This window comes from Streptomyces sp. NPDC032472 (assembly GCF_040636955.1).
In the GTDB taxonomy this organism is placed as follows: Bacteria; Actinomycetota; Actinomycetes; order Streptomycetales; family Streptomycetaceae; genus Streptomyces.
On record NZ_JBEZVK010000014.1, the window covers coordinates 82,796 to 99,643 of the forward strand.

The 16,848-nt window shown below is 73.6% G+C and carries 17 protein-coding genes; 10 read left to right on the forward strand and 7 right to left on the reverse strand.

The features are described from left to right. Positions 1 to 46: 46 nt before the first annotated feature. Positions 47 to 838: an IclR family transcriptional regulator gene (locus AB0F11_RS11795; protein ID WP_362171040.1), complete on the reverse strand. Its 792-nt coding sequence runs from the start codon at positions 836 to 838 to the stop codon at positions 47 to 49. A 246-nt stretch (positions 839 to 1,084) separates the two neighbouring features. On the opposite strand from AB0F11_RS11795, the gene AB0F11_RS11800 reads away from it, so the two are divergent. The 4 genes from AB0F11_RS11800 (at position 1,085) to AB0F11_RS11815 (ending at position 4,479) form a co-directional block, all read left to right on the forward strand. After that, on the forward strand, positions 1,085 to 2,635 hold the full coding sequence (locus AB0F11_RS11800) for an aldehyde dehydrogenase (NADP(+)) (RefSeq protein ID WP_362171043.1): 1,551 nt from the start codon (positions 1,085 to 1,087) through the stop codon (positions 2,633 to 2,635). 47 nt (positions 2,636 to 2,682) lie between these two features. Continuing rightward, positions 2,683 to 2,904, forward strand: coding sequence for a hypothetical protein (locus tag AB0F11_RS11805; protein ID WP_362171046.1), 222 nt, complete (start codon positions 2,683 to 2,685; stop codon positions 2,902 to 2,904). Between the two features lie 40 nt (positions 2,905 to 2,944). Continuing rightward, positions 2,945 to 4,165 (forward strand): TerD family protein, encoded by a 1,221-nt coding sequence (locus AB0F11_RS11810; RefSeq protein WP_362171049.1) that lies wholly within the window; start codon positions 2,945 to 2,947, stop codon positions 4,163 to 4,165. 125 nt (positions 4,166 to 4,290) lie between these two features. Beyond that, complete coding sequence (locus AB0F11_RS11815) at positions 4,291 to 4,479, forward strand: hypothetical protein (RefSeq protein ID WP_362171052.1); 189 nt, start codon at positions 4,291 to 4,293, stop codon at positions 4,477 to 4,479. A 97-nt stretch (positions 4,480 to 4,576) separates the two neighbouring features. Here the strand turns inward: AB0F11_RS11815 and AB0F11_RS11820 are convergent, their stop codons facing one another. Together AB0F11_RS11820 and AB0F11_RS11825 are read right to left on the reverse strand one after the other, a co-directional pair. Further along, complete coding sequence (locus AB0F11_RS11820) at positions 4,577 to 6,016, reverse strand: alkaline phosphatase PhoX (protein ID WP_362171055.1); 1,440 nt, start codon at positions 6,014 to 6,016, stop codon at positions 4,577 to 4,579. A gap of 251 nt (positions 6,017 to 6,267) precedes the next feature. Further along, positions 6,268 to 7,809: a hypothetical protein gene (locus AB0F11_RS11825; RefSeq protein ID WP_362171057.1), complete on the reverse strand. Its 1,542-nt coding sequence runs from the start codon at positions 7,807 to 7,809 to the stop codon at positions 6,268 to 6,270. A gap of 332 nt (positions 7,810 to 8,141) precedes the next feature. Here AB0F11_RS11825 and AB0F11_RS11830 point away from each other — a divergent pair, with 332 nt between their 5' ends. From AB0F11_RS11830 to AB0F11_RS11845, 4 genes are all read left to right on the forward strand, one after another. After that, on the forward strand, positions 8,142 to 9,983 hold the full coding sequence (locus AB0F11_RS11830; RefSeq protein WP_362171060.1) for an endonuclease/exonuclease/phosphatase family protein: 1,842 nt from the start codon (positions 8,142 to 8,144) through the stop codon (positions 9,981 to 9,983). Between the two features lie 91 nt (positions 9,984 to 10,074). Next, positions 10,075 to 10,512, forward strand: a complete 438-nt coding sequence (locus AB0F11_RS11835) for a GNAT family N-acetyltransferase (protein ID WP_362171063.1) — start codon at positions 10,075 to 10,077, stop codon at positions 10,510 to 10,512. A 200-nt stretch (positions 10,513 to 10,712) separates the two neighbouring features. Continuing rightward, positions 10,713 to 10,967: a hypothetical protein gene (locus tag AB0F11_RS11840; RefSeq protein WP_362171066.1), complete on the forward strand. Its 255-nt coding sequence runs from the start codon at positions 10,713 to 10,715 to the stop codon at positions 10,965 to 10,967. Between the two features lie 387 nt (positions 10,968 to 11,354). Then, positions 11,355 to 11,639 (forward strand): hypothetical protein, encoded by a 285-nt coding sequence (locus tag AB0F11_RS11845; protein ID WP_362171068.1) that lies wholly within the window; start codon positions 11,355 to 11,357, stop codon positions 11,637 to 11,639. A gap of 66 nt (positions 11,640 to 11,705) precedes the next feature. Here the strand turns inward: AB0F11_RS11845 and dapD are convergent, their stop codons facing one another. Both dapD and AB0F11_RS11855 read right to left on the reverse strand, forming a co-directional pair. Beyond that, a complete protein-coding gene (gene dapD, locus AB0F11_RS11850; RefSeq protein ID WP_361902260.1) occupies positions 11,706 to 12,686 on the reverse strand; it encodes a 2,3,4,5-tetrahydropyridine-2,6-dicarboxylate N-succinyltransferase in 981 nt (326 codons plus the stop codon). A 9-nt stretch (positions 12,687 to 12,695) separates the two neighbouring features. Then, positions 12,696 to 13,925, reverse strand: coding sequence for an MFS transporter (locus tag AB0F11_RS11855; protein ID WP_362171212.1), 1,230 nt, complete (start codon positions 13,923 to 13,925; stop codon positions 12,696 to 12,698). A 106-nt stretch (positions 13,926 to 14,031) separates the two neighbouring features. Here AB0F11_RS11855 and AB0F11_RS11860 point away from each other — a divergent pair, with 106 nt between their 5' ends. Together AB0F11_RS11860 and AB0F11_RS11865 are read left to right on the forward strand one after the other, a co-directional pair. Further along, positions 14,032 to 14,910, forward strand: coding sequence for a winged helix-turn-helix transcriptional regulator (locus AB0F11_RS11860; protein ID WP_362171071.1), 879 nt, complete (start codon positions 14,032 to 14,034; stop codon positions 14,908 to 14,910). Between the two features lie 145 nt (positions 14,911 to 15,055). Further along, positions 15,056 to 15,904, forward strand: a complete 849-nt coding sequence (locus tag AB0F11_RS11865; protein WP_362171074.1) for a hypothetical protein — start codon at positions 15,056 to 15,058, stop codon at positions 15,902 to 15,904. Here AB0F11_RS11865 and AB0F11_RS11870 read toward each other — a convergent pair. After that, positions 15,901 to 16,500, reverse strand: a complete 600-nt coding sequence (locus tag AB0F11_RS11870) for a TetR family transcriptional regulator (protein WP_362171077.1) — start codon at positions 16,498 to 16,500, stop codon at positions 15,901 to 15,903. The genes AB0F11_RS11865 and AB0F11_RS11870 overlap by 4 nt on opposite strands. Next, the gene (locus tag AB0F11_RS11875) at positions 16,500 to 16,820 is read right to left on the reverse strand and encodes a multidrug efflux SMR transporter (RefSeq protein ID WP_361902248.1); all 321 of its coding nucleotides are present in this window, start codon (positions 16,818 to 16,820) and stop codon (positions 16,500 to 16,502) included. Before AB0F11_RS11875 ends, AB0F11_RS11870 begins: the two co-directional genes overlap by 1 nt. Positions 16,821 to 16,848 lie beyond the last annotated feature (28 nt).

The following is a 16,848-nucleotide window of genomic DNA, read 5'->3' on the forward strand; positions in this document are numbered from 1 at the left end:
GGAACCGCCTCCCCCGCCCGGGGGAGGAGCCCCTCCTTCCACCGCCTCACATGCGCCGGGTCACCACCGAGAGCCGGTCCCGCGCCGCGAACAGCGCCTCCTTGATGGCGTGTTCGTGCTCCGCCGTCAACCGGGCCACCGGCACCGAGCAGCTCACCGCGTCCCGCGCCGGCGTCCGGTACGGCACGGCCACGCCGAAGCAGCGCAGCCCGAGGGTGTTCTCCTCCCGGTCCACCGCGTAGCCCTGCTCCCGTACCAGCGCGAGCTCATCGATGAGCTGCTCCCGGTCGGTGACGGTGTGCTCGGTGACCGCCTCCAGCCGCTGCGGCAGCAGCGCCCGTACCTCGGCGTCGGAGTGCGTGGCCAGCAGCGCCTTGCCCAGGGCGGTCGAGTGGACGGGCAGGCGGCGCCCGACGCGGGTGAACGGCCGCAGGTAGTGCTGGGACTGGCGGGTGGCCAGGTAGACCACGCTCGTGCCGTCCATCCGGGCCAGGTGGATGGTCTCGGTCGTGTCCTCGGAGAGGCGGTCCAGGGTGGGCCGGGCCGCGGCGACCACCTCGTCCCCGTCGATGTACGAACTGCCCACCAGCAGGGCCCGTACGCCGATGCCGTACCGCGTCCCCGTCGCGTCGGTCTCCACCCACCCCAGGTTCACCAGCGTGCGGAGCAGCATGTAGAGGCTGGACTTGGGCAGCCCCAGGTCGTGCTGGATGTCGGCCAGGCTGTGCAGGCCCGGCCGCGCGGCGAAGTGCTCCAGGAGGACGACCGTGCGGACGGCGGACTTGACGGCCGCCGGAGCCGCCCCGCCCGGCGCTTCCGCCGCATCCCCCGCTTCCACGGCACGCACCGCTGCCGCCGCTGTCGCCGTCTCCCCCGCATCCACCGCTTCCGGTCCGGCAGCGGACCGGCCCGACTCACCTCTGTTCATTCGTCTTCTTGCCCCTCTTGTCTCTTGTCACGCGAAAGGCGCGGAAATAGAGTCCGCAACGGATGGAGATCATTCATCCACCAGAACGGCGTTCAGAATACTGAACGACTCTGAACGACTCGCGCGGGTCGGCGTGGATCCAGGAGGCAGTGCGGCATGGCAGCAACCCCAGTCTGGAGTGTGGACCCCCGCACCGGGAAGCAGCGCGCGCAGGTCACGGTGGAGGCCGGACCCCGCGAGGTGGACGAGGCGGTGCGCGCCGCGCACGCCACCCGGGCCGCGCTCGCAGACCGCACCGCCCGCACCGCCTTCCTGCGCGCGGCCGCGGACCTGCTGGACGGGGCCGTCGCCCGCGTGGTCGAGACCGCCGACGCCGAGACCGCCCTCGGGCCGGCCCGGCTCACCGGCGAGCTCGCCCGCACCACCGGCCAGCTGCGGGCCTTCGCCGACGCCGTCGAGGACGGCGGCTACCTCGACATCCGGATCGACCGGGCGGACCCCTCGCTCACGCCGCCGCGCCCCGAACTGCGCCGCTACAAGGTGCCCCTGGGCGTGGTGGCCGTCTACGCCGCCTCCAACTTCCCGCTCGCCTTCTCCGTCCCGGGCGGCGACACCGCGAGTGCGCTGGCCGCCGGCTGCCCCGTGGTCGTCAAGGCGCACCCCGACCACCCGGCGACCTCCGAGCTGTGCGGCGCGCTGCTGCGCCAGGCGGCCGCGGCGGCAGGCCTGCCGGCCGACGTGGTGAGCGTGGTCCACGGGTTCGACGCGGGTCTGGAGCTGATCCGCCACCCCCTCGTCGCCTCGGCCGGGTTCACCGGTTCCCTCCGCGGCGGGCGCGCCCTGTTCGACGCGGCCGCCGCCCGGCCCGTACCCATCCCCTTCCACGGCGAACTCGGCTCCCTCAACCCCGTCGTCGTCACCCCCGCTGCCGCCGCCGAGCGCGCCGAGGAGATCGGTGCCGGGCTCGCCGCCTCCGTCACCCTCGGCGTCGGCCAGTTCTGCGTCAAGCCGGGCCTGGTCCTGGTCCCCGAGGGAGCGGCCGGGGACCGGATCGCCGAGGCCCTCGCCAAGGCGCTCGGCGAGACCGGCCCGGGCGTCCTGCTCGACCACCGGATGCGGGAGAACTTCCTCGCCGGGGTCGCCGAGCGGGCCGCGCTGCCCGGCGTCGACGCTCCCGTCGCCCCCGGCGCCGGCGGGGAGCACACCGTCGGGGCGGGGTATCTGAGCGTGCCGGCCGAGCGGCTCCTCGCGGGCGGCGCATACGGGCTGCTGCTGGAGGAGTGCTTCGGCCCGGTGACCGTGGTCGTACGGTACGCGGACCAGGGGGAGGCCGGTGCCGTGCTGGACCTGCTCGCCGGGAACCTGAGCGCCACCCTCCAGCTGTCCGCGGACGAGGCCGCCGGGGCTCCGGGCCCCGCGGCGGAGCTGATCGCCCGGGTCACGGCGCTGGCCGGGCGGATCGTGGTCAACGGCTGGCCGACCGGGGTCGCGGTGGCACCGGCCCAGCACCACGGCGGCCCCTACCCGGCGGCGACCTCGCACTCCACGTCGGTCGGGGCGACCGCGATCGAGCGCTGGCTGCGGCCGGTGGCCTACCAGTCGGTGCCGGATCCGCTGCTTCCGCCGGAGCTGCGCGAGGCCAACCCGCTGGGGCTGCCGCGCCGCGTCACCGGAGCACCGGACGCCGCGGTGCAGCCGGCAGGCTGAGCAAATCCCGTTGCCCGCCCCGCCCCGTGCGGGGCAGGCTGCGGCCCATGTCGAGACCGCACGGATTCACGTACGAGCAACGGGGCGACGGCTGCGTCGTCATCACCCACCGCGGCCGGACGGCCGGCACCCTGCGCGGCGCCCGCGCCGAGAAGTTCCTGGCCGAGGTCGAGTCCGGGGACGCCCAGCTGGTGATGGCCCGCTGGACGGGGGCGTACAAGTTCGGCAACGAGCGGGTCGCCCGCAACCACCCGCGCAACCGGGGCTGACGTCGGGGAACGGCACGGCCCCGCCGGTCGTTCTCCCGGCATGACCGCTATGACCCCTGGTTCCAACCTGCCGCTCAACGCCGTCCGGGTGACGGTGGACGTGGCTGCCCCGGTGCGGCTCGACGTGTCGGGGCTCCTCCTCGCGGCGGACGGCAAGGTGCGTTCCGACGCCGACTTCATCTTCTACAACCAGCCGTCCGGACCCGGTGTCAGCCACCGCTCCGGAGGCGGGACGGCGCCCGACTCCATCACCGTCGACACCGGGGCCCTGCCGGCCGGCATCGAGCGCATCGTGGTCACCGCCAGTCCGGATGCGGCCGGGCAGACGTTCCAGGGCATCGAGCCGACCGCCACCGTGCGCCATGCGGACACCGGCGCGGTGATCGCCACCTTCACCCCGCCGCAGCTGGGCACCGAGACGGCGCTGCTGGTGGTGGAGGTCTACCAGCGCGGCGGCGTGTGGAAGGTGCGCGCCGTCGGCCAGGGGTACGCCAACGGGCTCGCCGGCATCGCCACCGATTTCGGGGTCACCGTGGACGAGGGGCCGGCCCCGGCGGCGGCCGCCACCACCCAACCGCAGGCCGCCACCCAACCGCAGGCCGCCACCCTCCCGCCGGCCGCCCCGCAGCCGCCCGCAGCCCCGCCGGCCGCCCAGCCGCCGGCCGCGGCTCCCGCCGGCACCGGGAAGATCAACCTCGACAAGGGGCGGGTCAGCCTCCAGAAGAACCAGACCGTGTCCCTGGTCAAGAACGGCCGCCCGCTGCTCTCCCAGGTGAAGATGGGCCTGGGCTGGGAGCCCGCGTACGGCGGCCGGGACATCGACCTCGACGCCTCGGTCATCGCGTACGGACCGCAGCGCAACCACATCGACAGCTGCTACTTCGGCAGGCTGTCCATCCTCGACGGGGCCATCAAGCACTCGGGGGACAACCTCACGGGCGAGGGCGCGGGGGACGACGAGGTGATCGTCGTCGACCTCGGCCGGCTGCCCGCGGAGGCGACCGGCCTGGTCTTCACCGTGAACTCGTTCTCCGGCCAGAAGTTCACCGAGGTGGCCAAGGCCTACTGCCGCCTGATCGACGCCGCGAGCGGCGAGGAGCTGGTGCGCTTCGACCTCACGAGCGCCGAGCCGCAGACGGGCGTGATGATGGCGAAGCTGCTCCGCCAGTCCTCGGGGGAATGGGAGATGACGGCCATCGGGGAGTTTGTGAAGTCGCGCACAGTGCGCGGGATGGTCCAGCCCGGCTCGACGGCACTCTGAGCAGGTGAGCGGCCACGTGGAGCCACCACGGGCCGGTCGGGGCCGGCGGCCCGGACCGGCCGAGGTGATGGATTACACCCCAAAAGCGGAGGTGACTGTCAGTGCCCGCCCGTAGCCTTGGAAGCATGTACAGCACACTCCGGCCCGCGGGTCCCGCCCGCCCGTCCGCCGCAGAGGCGAACGAGGCGATACGGCACCTCGTCGAGTCCAGGGTGGATGACGAATGGCCCTCCGAGGCGTACGAGTTCCTGCTCGAGGAATGGGCCAACGCCAGCCGCGCCGAAATGCTCGCCGAGTTCGCCGCCGCCCAGTGACGGGCGGCGGCGCAGCCGTCGGTACTCGGCCCGGCGTTGCGCCCCGGTGCCACACCAGGCGTCACGCAGTGTGGCCGCAGCCCCGGGTGGGGCGTGCTCAGTGCGCGCGGCGCCAGGGCCCGGTGATGGCCAGCATGATGCCCGGCTCCTGAATGTTGGCGAAGAGGGTGCGCCCGTCCGGAGAGAAGCAGACCCCGGTGAACTCGGAGTACTCCGGCTGCTGCTCCGTGCCGATGTTCAGCTCGTTGCGCGCCAGCGGGTAGGTGCGGCCCGATTCGGTCGCGCCGAACAGGTGCTGCAGGCCGCTGCCGTCCTCCGCGATGATCAGACCGCCGTACGGGGAGACCGTGATGTTGTCGGGGCCGTCGAGGGCGCCGTCCTGCGCCGGGTTCGCGTTCACCCCGAGCAGCACCTTCAGCGTGATCGTGCGCCGCTTCGGGTCGTAGAACCACACCTGCCCGTCGTGCGCCGCGCCCGGGCTCTCCTCACGGGCGTAGGAGGAGACGAAGTACGCGCCCCCGTCGGCCCACCACATGCCCTCCAGCTTCCGGGCGCGCGTCACGGCGCCGTCCGCGAACTGCTTGCGCACCGACACCGTCCGCGCGTCGCGGTCCGGCACGGCCGTCCAGTCGACGCCGTAGACGGTGCCCGTCTTCGTCGCCCGTGACAGGTCGTCGACGAACCGTCCGGCGCTGTCGAAGCACTGGGCGGCCGCGAGCACCCCGGCGTCGGCCGCCAGCGTACGGAGCCGGCCGCGCCCGTGGCGGAAGCCGCTGGGCGGGGTCCAGCGGTAGAGCAGCCCGTTGGGGCCGGAGGCGTCCTCGGTCAGATAGGCGTGGCCCTGGCGCGGGTCGATCACCACGGCCTCGTGCGCGTAGCGCCCGAAGGCCTTGACCGGCTGCGGGTCGCGGTTGGCGCGGCGGTCGTGCGGGTCGACCTCGAAGACGTACCCGTGGTCCTTGGTCATGCCGTTCTTGCCCGCAAGGTCCTCGGTCTCCTCGCAGGTCAGCCAGGTGCCCCAGGGGGTGGCGCCGCCGGCGCAGTTGGTCGAGGTACCGGCCACGCCCACCCACTCGGCGACCTCGCCGCCGCGGCGGACCTCGACGACCGTGCAGCCGCCGGCCGCGCCCGGGTCGTAGACCAGGCCCTCGGTGAGCGGGACGGGGTGCGCCCAGTTGGCGCGCTTGCCCTTCAGCTCGTGGTTGTTGACGAGGAGGGTCACCCCGCGGTGGCCCTCGAAGGCGGCCGTGCCGTCGTGGTTGGAGGGGGTGGACTCGCCGGATTCGAGGGTGGTGACGCCGCTGTGGGTCAGGACGCGGTAGGTGAAGCCGGCGGGCAGGGCCAGGAGTCCGGCCGGGTCGGGAACGAGCGGGCCGTAGCCGGGCTCGCAGGGCCGGCCCTGCTCGTCGCGCAGGGCGGAGTCGTCGGCGGCGAGGGCTCCCGGCGCGGTGGCGAGGGCGCCGACCGTTCCGGTGAGCGCGACTCCCGCGCCGGCGAGGACGGTGCGGGCGGTGAAGTCTCTGCGGCTGAGGGGCATCGGGTCTCCAGGGGTGGGGAGGTGGTGCGCGCCTGTCGTGCGGTCGGCGCACACGCTCCCGCCCGCACGTGAACCGCGGCTGAACTACCCGTGGCCGCCGACCGACCCCTTGCCGAGGGCCGCAATGGCCGACACGGCCTCAGGAACGTCTCGTTCCGCCCCTCTTCGGCGCACGGCCCCGTGTCGGCAGCACCACGCCCTGCCGGGCTCGGACGCACACCCTGCCCGGCGTCCCGCGCCGCCGGCGCCCGTCAGCGCCGGCGCGACCGGGCCTTGAAGGCCGCCTTGCGGGCCTCCTTGGCGGCCTTGCGGTCCGGGTGCAGCCGGCCCATGGCCTCCAGGACCTCGGCCGTCGCCGGGTGCTCGACCCGCCAGGCCCGGTCGAAGAAGCCGGTGTGGTGGGAGGTCAGGGACTCCATCAGCAGCGGCAGTTCCGCCGCCTCACCCTGCGAGGCGCCCGAAGTGCCCCCCGCACCCGCGGCCCCCGGGCCGAACGGCCCGTCCGCGGCCAGCTGCGCCGCGATGGTGTCCACGGTCAGCCAGTACACGAGCTCCGCGTCCGGCGCCGGTACGTCGGCCGCCCCTCGCTCGGCCAGCCACACCCGCGCGAGCCCGCCGAGCTCCGGGTCGTCCAGCACCGCCCGCACCGCCGGCTCGGCCTCCGGCCCGGCCAGGGCGAGGGCCTGCTGGCAGCGCAGCCGGCGCAGCGGGGCGGCCGCGTCGGCGCCCCGGGCCGCGGCGAGCAGCTCGGCCACCGCCTCGGGCAGGCCGCGGCCGTCGAGCCACTGCCCGATCTCCGCCTGGGCGGCGCGCTCCGGGTAGTCGCAGACCGCGTCGAGGAGCGCGTCCGCGCCCTTGTCGGCCAGCTCCCCGACGGCAGGGGCCGCGATGCCGGCCTCCCGCATGCGGGCGCGGACCCCGTACAGGCCGAGGGGGGTCAGGCGGACCATCCCGTACCGGGCGACGTCCTCGTCGTCGAGCTCGCCGGCCACGGAGCCGGCGGCGAGCTCCTCGTCGTCCGCGTCCGCCATCAGCGCCTCGTCGACGGGCCGGAACTCGACCAGCCCGATCGGCTCCAGCTGCCGGAACTGGTCGTCGAGGCGCATCATCGCGTCCGAGACCTGCTCCAGGACGGCGTCGGTGGGGGCGCCCATGCCCTCGGGCACGACCATGGAGGCGGCGAGCACGGGCAGCGGCACCGGGCCCTGGCCGGCCCCGCGCTCGGCGGCGGTCAGCAGGTAGAGGTTGGCGAGGACCCCGTCGAGGAAGTCGGCCTCGCGCTGCGGGTTCCAGTCGAGGCGGTCGAAGTCGATCGTGCCGCCCTCCTCCAGGGCGTCGACGAGGTCGTCCAGGTCGGGCACGGCCACGTCGGCGAGCACCGTGTCCAGGGCGGCCAGCCACAGGTCGAGGACGTCGGCGGGCGCGCCGCCGGCCACCAGGGCCAGGTCCTCGCCGGGTGCGGCGGTGCCGTACTCCTCCTCGCCGTCGTCTTCCTCCCCGTTTTCCTCCGGTTCCGTCACCTCGACGAGACCGGTGTCCAGCGCCACGCGCCACGCCTGGCTCGCGAGCACCGGGGCGTCCTCGTCGGCCGGGTCGAGGCCGAGGGCCGCCGCGGCCTCGGCCAGCCCGTCGGCGGCGAGTTCGCCGCCGACGCCGACGCGGGTGTCGGGTCCGGCCCAGCGGGCGAGGCGGACGGCGCGGGCGAACAGGGGCGCGCCGAGGGCCTCGCGGGCGAGTTCCGCTTCGGAGGGCAGCCGTACCGGCGGCAGCGTGGGGTGCGGCTGTGCGGACATCGGGGCGGTCTCCTCGCGGCGGGCGGATCGCATGGCCTTCGGCGGCCATCCGGCGCACCAGAGTAGACGCATTTCGGGCGTCTCCGGCGGGGATGCCTTTGGTTCATCTCACAGTTGCCCCCCGTACGCCCTGGAGGTCTTGACAACTTCGCTGGTCACGCAGGAAATTGACGCGCGTAGAACCTCGGGGGAACCTCCCGGACGCCTGCGGACGCCACGGCACGGCCGTCGACCACCGCAGATTTCCGGCCGCATCCACGCTCCACCACGCTTCACGTTTCACGCTTCACCTCCTGCCGCTTTTCCTCTCCACACACCGGAGTTCCTTGACCATGCGCTCCTCGCATCCCCGTTCCGCCGCCGTTGCCGCCCTCGTCGCCGGCGCGCTGGCCACCGGCCTGCTCACGGGCACCGCCGATGCCGCCGAAGGCGCCGCGTCCGCCGACGCGGTACGCATCCACGACATCCAGGGCACCACCCGTATATCCCCCCTGAACGGCAAGCAGGTCGCCGACGTCGAGGGCATCGTGACGGGCGTGCGCACGTACGGCTCGCGCGGCTTCTGGATGCAGGACCCCGACGCCGACGACAACGCGGCCACCAGCGAGGGCATCTTCGTCTTCACCGGCTCGGCCCCGACCGTCGCCGTCGGCGACGCGGTCAAGGTCTCCGGCACGGTCGGCGAGTACGTCCCCGGTGGCGCGGCCTCCGGCAACCAGTCGGTCACCCAGATCACCAAGCCCGCCGTGACCGTGGTCTCCTCCGGCAATGCCCTGCCCGAGGCCGTCGCCGTCAACGAGTACTCGGTGCCCGCCGAGTACGCCCCCGCGGGCGACCCGGCCGCCGGTGGCAGCATCAACGGCCTGGCCCTGGAGCCCTCCCGCTACGCCCTGGACTACTACGAGTCCCTCGAGGGCATGAACATCGCCATCGGCACCTCCCGCGTCGTCGGCGCCACCGACCCGTACGCGGAGATGTGGGTGACCGTCAAGGGCTGGGAGAACACCGCCAAGCGCGGCGGCACGATCTACGGCTCGTACGAGTCCCAGAACACCGGCCGGCTCCAGATCCAGCAGCTCGCGCCGCTCGCGCAGCAGCCCTTCCCCGTGGCCGACGTCGGCGACAAGCTGACCGGCCGCACCGAAGGCCCGATGGACTTCAACCAGTTCGGCGGCTACACGCTGGTGGCCCGCACCCTGGGCACGGTCGCGAAGGGCACGCTCGCCCCCGAGAAGACCAAGGCGCAGGCGCCGGGCGAGCTTGCGGTGGCCACGTACAACGTGGAGAACCTCGACCCGAGCGACCCGCAGGAGAAGTTCGACGCGCTCGCGAAGGCGGTCGTGGAGAACCTGGCCTCGCCCGACATCCTGGCCCTGGAGGAGATCCAGGACGACAACGGCGCCAAGAACGACGGCACCGTCTCCGCGGAGCAGACCCTGACGAAGTTCACGACGGCGATCGCGGCGGCGGGCGGCCCGGCCTACCAGTGGCGGACCGTCAACCCGGAGAACAACAAGGACGGCGGGGAGCCCGGCGGCAACATCCGCCAGGTGTTCCTGTTCAACCCCGAGCGCGTCTCCTTCACCGACCGCGCCGCCGGCGACTCCGCGACGGCGACCGGTGTGACGACGGAGAAGGGCCACGCGGCCCTCACCCACTCCCCCGGCCGCATCGACCCGGCGAACGCGGCGTGGAAGGACAGCCGCAAGCCGCTGGCCGGCGAGTTCGTCTTCCGCGGCCGCACGGTCTTCGTGATCGCCAACCACTTCAGCTCGAAGGGCGGCGACGAGGGCCTGGCCTCGCACCACCAGCCGCCGGTGCGGTCCTCGGAGGCCAAGCGGCTGCAGCAGGCGCAGGCCGTGAACGGCTTCGTCAAGGAGCTGCTGGCGGTCGACAAGAACGCCAAGGTCCTCGCGGTCGGCGACATCAACGACTTCGAGTTCTCCGGGACGGCGAAGGCGCTGGAGGACGGCGGCGTGCTGTACTCGGCCATCAAGTCGCTGCCGAAGGCGGAACGTTACTCCTACGTCTACCAGGGCAACGCGCAGGTCCTCGACCAGATCCTGGTCAGCCCGGCGATCAAGTCCTACGCGTACGACAGCGTGCACATCAACGCGGAGTTCTCGGCGCAGAACAGCGACCACGACCCGCAGGTCCTGCGCTTCCGTCCGTAACACCGGGGCGCGGTAGCCCAGCTCCCGCCCTCCCCAGTCCGCAGGGGGTCCGGTCGCCGTCCCGGCCGGGCCCCCTGCCACACTCCTGGCCATGGAGTTCCGCGAAGCCACCCGCCAGGACCTGCCCGTCGTACTCGCCCTGCTCGCCGATGCGGGCGAGGAGCGGGCCGAGGTCACCGAGGCCCACGAGCAGGCCTTCGCCGCCATCGCGGCGGACCCGCGCAACGAGATGCTGGTCCTCGCCGACGCGGACGCCGTGGTGGGCTGCCTCCAGCTGACGTACATACCGGGGCTGGGCCAGGGCGGCCGGGAGCGGGCACTGGTGGAGGCGGTCCGGATCCGCGAGGACCGGCGCGGCGGCGGGCTCGGCGCGGAGCTGATGCGGCTGGCGGTGGAGCGGGCCCGCGGGCGCGGGTGCGGGCTGGTCCAGCTGACCAGCAACAAGCGGCGGAGCGGGGCGCACCGCTTCTACGAGCGCCTCGGCTTCGCCCGCAGCCATGAGGGCTTCAAGCTCGGCCTGGACGGCTGACGAGGGCCCCAAGACGCCCGGAGACCTCCGGAGACGCCCGAAGAACGCCCGGAGCAAGCCCCCGAGGCCGACCCCGGCGGGCAAATGGGGACTTTCGCCCCTGGCGTGACGCTCGACACATCATTACCCATTCGGCCCGGGTTGTGGTGTTGAGTGTCCCCACACGCTCGATCATGTCCCGCCGTCCCCTTGGAGGACGCGTGTTCCCCTCCATCTCCCTCGCCCAGGAAGTCGGCCTCGCCGTTCTGCTGGTGGCGGCCCTCGTCTGGGTCATCGGTCTCGGCCACATGCTGTGGGACACCCGGTTCCCTCACCCGGAGCCCGGGGCGCACGAGGGCCTCGCGGCCATCCCCGCCCAGCGCACCGCAGCCGGCCACCCCATGGAGACGGTCGAACTGACCGAAGCGGAAGAGGAAGCCTTCGCAGGCCTCATCCGCACCCTCCCCCTCCACTGACCCGGCCCCCGACGGCCGCTCCCCCGCTCGGGGAGGGAGCACCCGCCGACCGGCCGGCCATACCCCGTGAAGCCGCGGGGGCCTCTGCGGACATGAAGACCTACGCGGCCACCGGGCTCTGCCCGCACTGCGGTCGGCGAGGCGCTGGCGCGCCGCCGGCGTGGGCGCCGCGCCGGGGGTATCGACCTGAGCGGCGCGAGGATCCTGGGGATCGAGGAGACCGCGGGCTCGGAAGAACAGGTCATCGACGTCGAGCGGCACCCGTTCACCCACAGGAGCCGTACCTCCTGCGCGACGAAGCAGTTCGAGATCTCGAACTCCGTCGAGCGGAGCGTCCGGATCGAATCGAGCAGCGTCACCGAGCGCGGGGGCGGCGCCACCGTCTCGGTGCTTGGGCTCGGCTCCGTCATGGGGCAGCTGGAGCGGGAGATCGGGCAGCGGTACGCGCTGAGCGGCCGCACCAGCCTCACGGTCCGGGAATCCGTCAGCGTGGAGGTGGCACCCCGGACGGCCGTCGAGCTGGTCGTCGAGTGGAAGGCGGTCTGTGCCCGTGGAGACGTCCGGCTGGGCACCGGTCGGCAGGGCGAGGACGCCTGGGTCCCGTACCGCATCCCCGTGAGGCTGACCTTCGAGGCCGAGGTCAGGGACCTGCCGTACAGCGACCTGCCGTGACCCGGGCCGGAGCCCGGCCGCTCCGTGCCGCGAGGCAGGGAGCGGCCGCAGCCGACGACCGCGAGGTCAGTTGTGGGAGTGCAGGATTTCGTTCAGGCCGCCCCAGACCGCGTTGTTCGGGCGCGCCTCGACGGTGCCGGTGACCGAGTTGCGGCGGAAGAGGATGTTGCTGGCGCCCGAGAGCTCCAGGGCCTTGACGATCTGGCCGTCCGGCAGGGTGACGCGGGTGCCCGCGGTGAGGTAGAGGCCGGCCTCGACGACGCACTCGTCGCCGAGCGCGATGCCGATGCCCGCCTCCGCGCCGATCAGGCAGCGCTCGCCGACCGAGATGATCTGCTTGCCGCCGCCGGAGAGGGTGCCCATCGTGGAGGCGCCGCCGCCGATGTCGGAGCCGTCGCCGATCACGACGCCCGCGGAGATGCGGCCCTCGACCATGGAGGTGCCGAGAGTGCCGGCGTTGAAGTTGACGAAGCCCTCGTGCATGACGGTGGTGCCCTCGGCGAGGTGCGCGCCCAGGCGGACGCGGTCCGCGTCGGCGACGCGCACGCCCTTGGGGGCGACGTAGTCCGTCATCCGCGGGAACTTGTCGATCGAGGTGACCTGCAGGTACAGGCCCTCGGCACGCGCGTTCAGGCGAACGGTCTCGACCTGGTCCACGGCGACCGGGCCCAGGGAGGTCCAGGCGACGTTCGCGAGGAGGCCGAAGACGCCGTCCAGGTTCTGGCCGTGCGGCTTGACCAGGCGGTGGCTGAGCAGGTGCAGGCGCAGGTACGCGTCGTGCGCGTCCAGCGGCTTGTCCTCCAGGGAGGCGATCACGGTGCGGACGGCCACGACCTCGACGCCGCGGATCCCGTCCTTGCGGATCGCCTTGGACGCGGCGGCGCCCAGCAGCTCCACGGCCTGTTCGGCGGTGAGGCGCTCGGTGCCGGCCGGGCCGGGCTCGGCGACGAGCTCGGGGGCGGGGAACCAGGTGTCGAGGACGGTGCCGTCGGCGGCGAGGGTGGCAAGTCCGGCGGCGACGGCGCCGGTGGTACGCGTAGCAGTCATGCCTGAAACCTAACCGGCGACGGCTTGCGGGTGCGAACCGGTCTCATGTGCCGGGCGCGCCCCCTGCCGCCCGGGCCGCCGGGCCGCGTACAGCACCGCCGCGCCCGCCCCCGCGGCCAGCGCCGCGCACAGCGGCCACAGCAGGCCGGGCGCGGCCGCGTACACCGCCCCGCCCAGCGCCGGGCCGAGGACGACGCCGCTGACCGAGACCCCGGCGTACAGGCTCTGGAACCGCCCGATGGCGTGCTCGGGGGCCTGGTCGGCGACGTACGCGGTGGCGGTGGTCTTGTACAGGATCTCCCCGAGGCTGAGCAGCACCATCATCGCGACGCCGGTGGCCACCCCCGCCCCGGGCAGCAGCGCCGCGTACCCGGCAGCGACCAGCACCAGCCCGGCGCCGATGACGGGCAGCGGCGGCCGGTCGCGCAGCAGCGCGGCGGCGGGCAGCTCCAGCAGCAGGATGACCGCGCCGTTGAGGGCGATCACGAAGCCGAAGTCGGTGGTGTCGAGGCCGTGGTCGGCGAGGAAGACGGGGAAGACGCCGTACTGCTGGCGGTAGACGACGTCGGTGACCAGGATCGCGCCGAGGAGCACCAGGACGGCGGGCCGCTGCCGCAGCTCCCCGAGCAGTCCGCGGCCCCGACCCCCGTCCGGGGCCGCGGAGGCGCTGCGCGCGCGGCCGCGGGCGGGGACGACCCGGGCGGTCCACAGCGCGAAGAAGAGGGTGCCGAGGCCGTCGCCGACGAAGAGCCAGTCGTACGAGAGCCCGGTCGCGATCAGCGCGCCCAGGGGCGGGCCGAGGGTGAAGCCGCCGTTGGAGACGCAGCGCACGACGGCGAAGGCCTGGCGGCGGCCCCCCTCGGGGACGGTCACGGCGACGAGGGCGGAGTTGGCGGCCCGGACCACCCCGGAGGCGTACTGGGCCAGCGGCAGGGCCGCGTACAGCAGGGCGCCGGGCAGCAGCGGGAAGGACATGAGGGTGAGGCCGGCGAGGGTGGAGGCGGCGAGGAGGACACGGCGGTGGCCGAAGCGGTCGCCGTACCAGCCGCCGGTGAAGTTCCCGGCGACCAGCCCGATGCCGCCGATGCCGGTCACCAGGCCCGCCTGGGCGGTGCCCAGGCCGCGCGGCCCGGTCAGGTAGAGGAAGACGAAGACGAAGGTGAAGCTGACGACGGCGTTGACGAACACCCCCGCCGCCAGCAGCCACACCGCTCTCGGCACGTCCTTGAAGGCCTGCACCACGTCCGACCACTCCCCCGCCGCACCGTTGAGAAATGAGTGAGTTCCTTTTGGGAACGGACTATGTCAGCATGACAGCCTTGGGTCAACGGACGAAGGAGTTCCCATGGCCCAGCGCACACACCTCGGCGACGCCGACTGCGCGATCGCCCAGGCCCTCGACGTGGTGGGCGACTGGTGGACGCTGCTGATCGTCCGCGACGCCGCGCGCGGCCTGCACCGCTTCGAGGAGTTCCAGCGGGAGCTGGGCATGTCCCGGAAGGTGCTTGCCGAGCGGCTGAAGCTGCTGGTCGACGCCGGGGTGCTGTCGCGCGAGCCGTACCAGGAGCGCCCGGTGCGGCACGAGTACCGGCTGACCCCGCGCGGGCGGGGGCTGCTGCCGGTCCTGGTGGCCCTCCAGGACTGGGGAGACGCCTGGGTCCTGGGAGAGGGAGAGATGACGGCGACGACGCAGGAGGCCTCGCGGGAGGCGGAACGGGTGCACGCGCTGCGCGGCACGCGGGTGCCGGAGCTGCTGCTGCCGGACCGTTTCGGCGAGCTCAGCGACCCGGTGGCGGGCGACACCCCGTTCACGGTCCTGTACTGCTTCCCCGGCGCGTACGCCCGGGCCGAGTCCTACCCGCCCGGCTGGGCCGGGATCCCGGGCGCCAAGGGCTGCACGCTGGAGTCGTGCACGTACCGCGACCAGCTCGCGGAGTTCACGGCCGCGGGCGCCACGGTCCACGGCGTGTCGACCCAGCGGCCGGACGAGCAGCGGGAGTTCGCGGAGGCGGAGCGGCTGCGGTTCCCGCTGCTGTCGGACGCGGACCTGGCCCTGACGGCCGCGCTGCGGCTGCCGACGTTCCGGGCGGGCGGGGTCAGCCGGATCAAGCGGCTGACGCTGGTCCTGGACCGGGACCGCACGGTGCGCGAGGTGATCTACCCGATCCGCGACATCGAGGCGAGCGTCACCGTGGCGCTGCAGGCGCTGCGCACCGCGCGCTGACGCCCCCTCCGGAGTGCCGCGGGCGCCGGTCGAGCGGAGAATGGACGGTGCCGGACGGGAGGGCGGAGGCGGGGGCAGGCGCGCCCGTGCCAGGGGCGCCACCGGTGGGGGCGGGTCCCAGTACCGCGACGGAACGGGAAGTCCGATGACATCCGCGAGACGAACACGCCGGGTCCTGCACCTCTCCCTCGGCGTCGGCATGGCGTGCGGCCTGGCAGCCACGACGGCCACACCGGCCGCCGCCGCCGACCCCATCGTGAAAGCGCCGACCCTGCTGACCCTGCAGCTGGACGCACCGACGGCCTACCTCACCTTCCGGGACAACTCCGAACCCGACACCGCGTACACGATGACCCTCACCGAGAAGGACAATCCGGGGTACACCAAGATCGTGCGCCGGGCACCCGGCGGCATACCCGGGACGGGCCGGGTGGCCAAACGGTCGGCCACCGGCATCAAGCCGGGTGTGGCGTACTGCGCGACGATCAGGGCGACCGTCCACTACGAGGACAACCCGCTCAACGCGTACAAGCTGGAGGATCCCGACACCCCCGAGTCCAACAAGGTGTGCGCGGGCCCCGTCGACGCCTCCAAGCCGCAGAGCGCACCGACGGACCTGTCGGTCGGCCCGATCACCGGCGAGGCCAACCCGCCGTCGGGCACCAACCGGAACTACTGGGTGGGGTACACCAACAAGGGCGCCGACGCGAAGGGCGTCGTGCTCGAGGCCTGGGCGACGGGGCCGATGAAGCTGCGACGGCCTCCGGAGAACGGCACGTTCAGCGGTTTCACCTGCGCGGCCGCCGGAACCTCCGGCTTCCGCTGCACGGGCGGCACCGTCAAGGCCGGGGAGAAGGGCCAGATCCCGCTCCTCATCGCGGTGACGAGCACCGGCAACGGCACCATCCATGCGTCGATCACCGGCTCCAGCGACACGAACACCGCCGACAACGGAGCCTCGTTCGACTTCCAGGCGATCCCGCGCGTGCCCTAGCGGGCGGTGCTCGGCCCTGATCCGCCGGACGCCCCCGGCCCGCCCGCTCCGGCGAGCAACCGGCCCAGCACCTCGCGGGCGTACGCCTCGTCGTAGGCGGCGCCGGTCAGGAGCACCTGGAGGCCGATGCCGTCCATGGCGGCCACCAGGGCGCGGGCGGTCACCGGGTCCGTCCGCACCGACAGGGCCGCGGCGACGGACTCGCACCACTGCGCCGCCACCGGCCGCAGCGCGGGCCGCCGCAGGGCCGCCAGGTAGAGCTCGTACTCCAGCTCCGCCCGCCCCCGGTCCGCCCCGAGGAACTCCCCGAGCAGCCGGGCCAGTGCCCCGGCCAGGTCCGCCCCGGGGTCGGCCAGCGCGGGCGAGGCGGCGACGGTCTCCTCGAAGGCGGCGTTGACCTGCGACAGGGCCGCCACCAGCAGGTCGTCCAGCGTGGCGAAGTGGTAGGTGGTCGAGCCCAGCGGGACGTCCGCCTCGGCCGCCGCGCTGCGGTGGCTCAGGCCCGCGATGCCCTTGGCGCCCACCACCCGGATCGCCGCGTCGATGATCCGCTGGCGCCGGTCCGGGTCGTACCTGCGCCCCGTGCCGGCGGCCATCAGTGGGCCCCGCTCAGGTTCACCAGGACGACCCCGGCGATGATCAGGGCGATCCCGGCGAGCTTGGCGGCGGTGGCCGTCTCGCCCATGAACACCATGCCGATGGCGGCGATGGCGGCCGTGCCGACGCCGGCCCATATCGCGTAGGCCGTGCCTACCGACATCGACTTCAGCGTCTGCGCGAGCAGCGTGAACGCCACGAGGTAGCCCACGACCGTGCCCAGCGACGGCCACAGCTTCGTGAAGCCGTCGCTGAACTTCATGGCGGTGGTCCCGGCGACCTCGGCGGCAATGGCGGCGGCGAGCAGTACGTACGGCATGTGTACCAGCGTACACATCGTTGCGTAC

Coding starts and splice junctions, on each gene's coding strand:
- AB0F11_RS11830 (WP_362171060.1), top strand. CDS start 8,142: ATGCGCTCCTCGCATCCCCGTTCCGCCGCCGTTGCCGCCCTCGTCGCC.
- AB0F11_RS11820 (WP_362171055.1), bottom strand. CDS start 6,016: ATGCCCCTCAGCCGCAGAGACTTCACCGCCCGCACCGTCCTCGCCGGC.
- AB0F11_RS11800 (WP_362171043.1), top strand. CDS start 1,085: ATGGCAGCAACCCCAGTCTGGAGTGTGGACCCCCGCACCGGGAAGCAG.
- AB0F11_RS11825 (WP_362171057.1), bottom strand. CDS start 7,809: ATGTCCGCACAGCCGCACCCCACGCTGCCGCCGGTACGGCTGCCCTCC.
- AB0F11_RS11810 (WP_362171049.1), top strand. CDS start 2,945: ATGACCGCTATGACCCCTGGTTCCAACCTGCCGCTCAACGCCGTCCGG.
- AB0F11_RS11860 (WP_362171071.1), top strand. CDS start 14,032: ATGGCCCAGCGCACACACCTCGGCGACGCCGACTGCGCGATCGCCCAG.
- dapD (WP_361902260.1), bottom strand. CDS start 12,686: ATGACTGCTACGCGTACCACCGGCGCCGTCGCCGCCGGACTTGCCACC.
- AB0F11_RS11815 (WP_362171052.1), top strand. CDS start 4,291: ATGTACAGCACACTCCGGCCCGCGGGTCCCGCCCGCCCGTCCGCCGCA.
- AB0F11_RS11865 (WP_362171074.1), top strand. CDS start 15,056: ATGACATCCGCGAGACGAACACGCCGGGTCCTGCACCTCTCCCTCGGC.
- AB0F11_RS11870 (WP_362171077.1), bottom strand. CDS start 16,500: ATGGCCGCCGGCACGGGGCGCAGGTACGACCCGGACCGGCGCCAGCGG.
- AB0F11_RS11835 (WP_362171063.1), top strand. CDS start 10,075: ATGGAGTTCCGCGAAGCCACCCGCCAGGACCTGCCCGTCGTACTCGCC.
- AB0F11_RS11875 (WP_361902248.1), bottom strand. CDS start 16,820: ATGCCGTACGTACTGCTCGCCGCCGCCATTGCCGCCGAGGTCGCCGGG.
- AB0F11_RS11805 (WP_362171046.1), top strand. CDS start 2,683: ATGTCGAGACCGCACGGATTCACGTACGAGCAACGGGGCGACGGCTGC.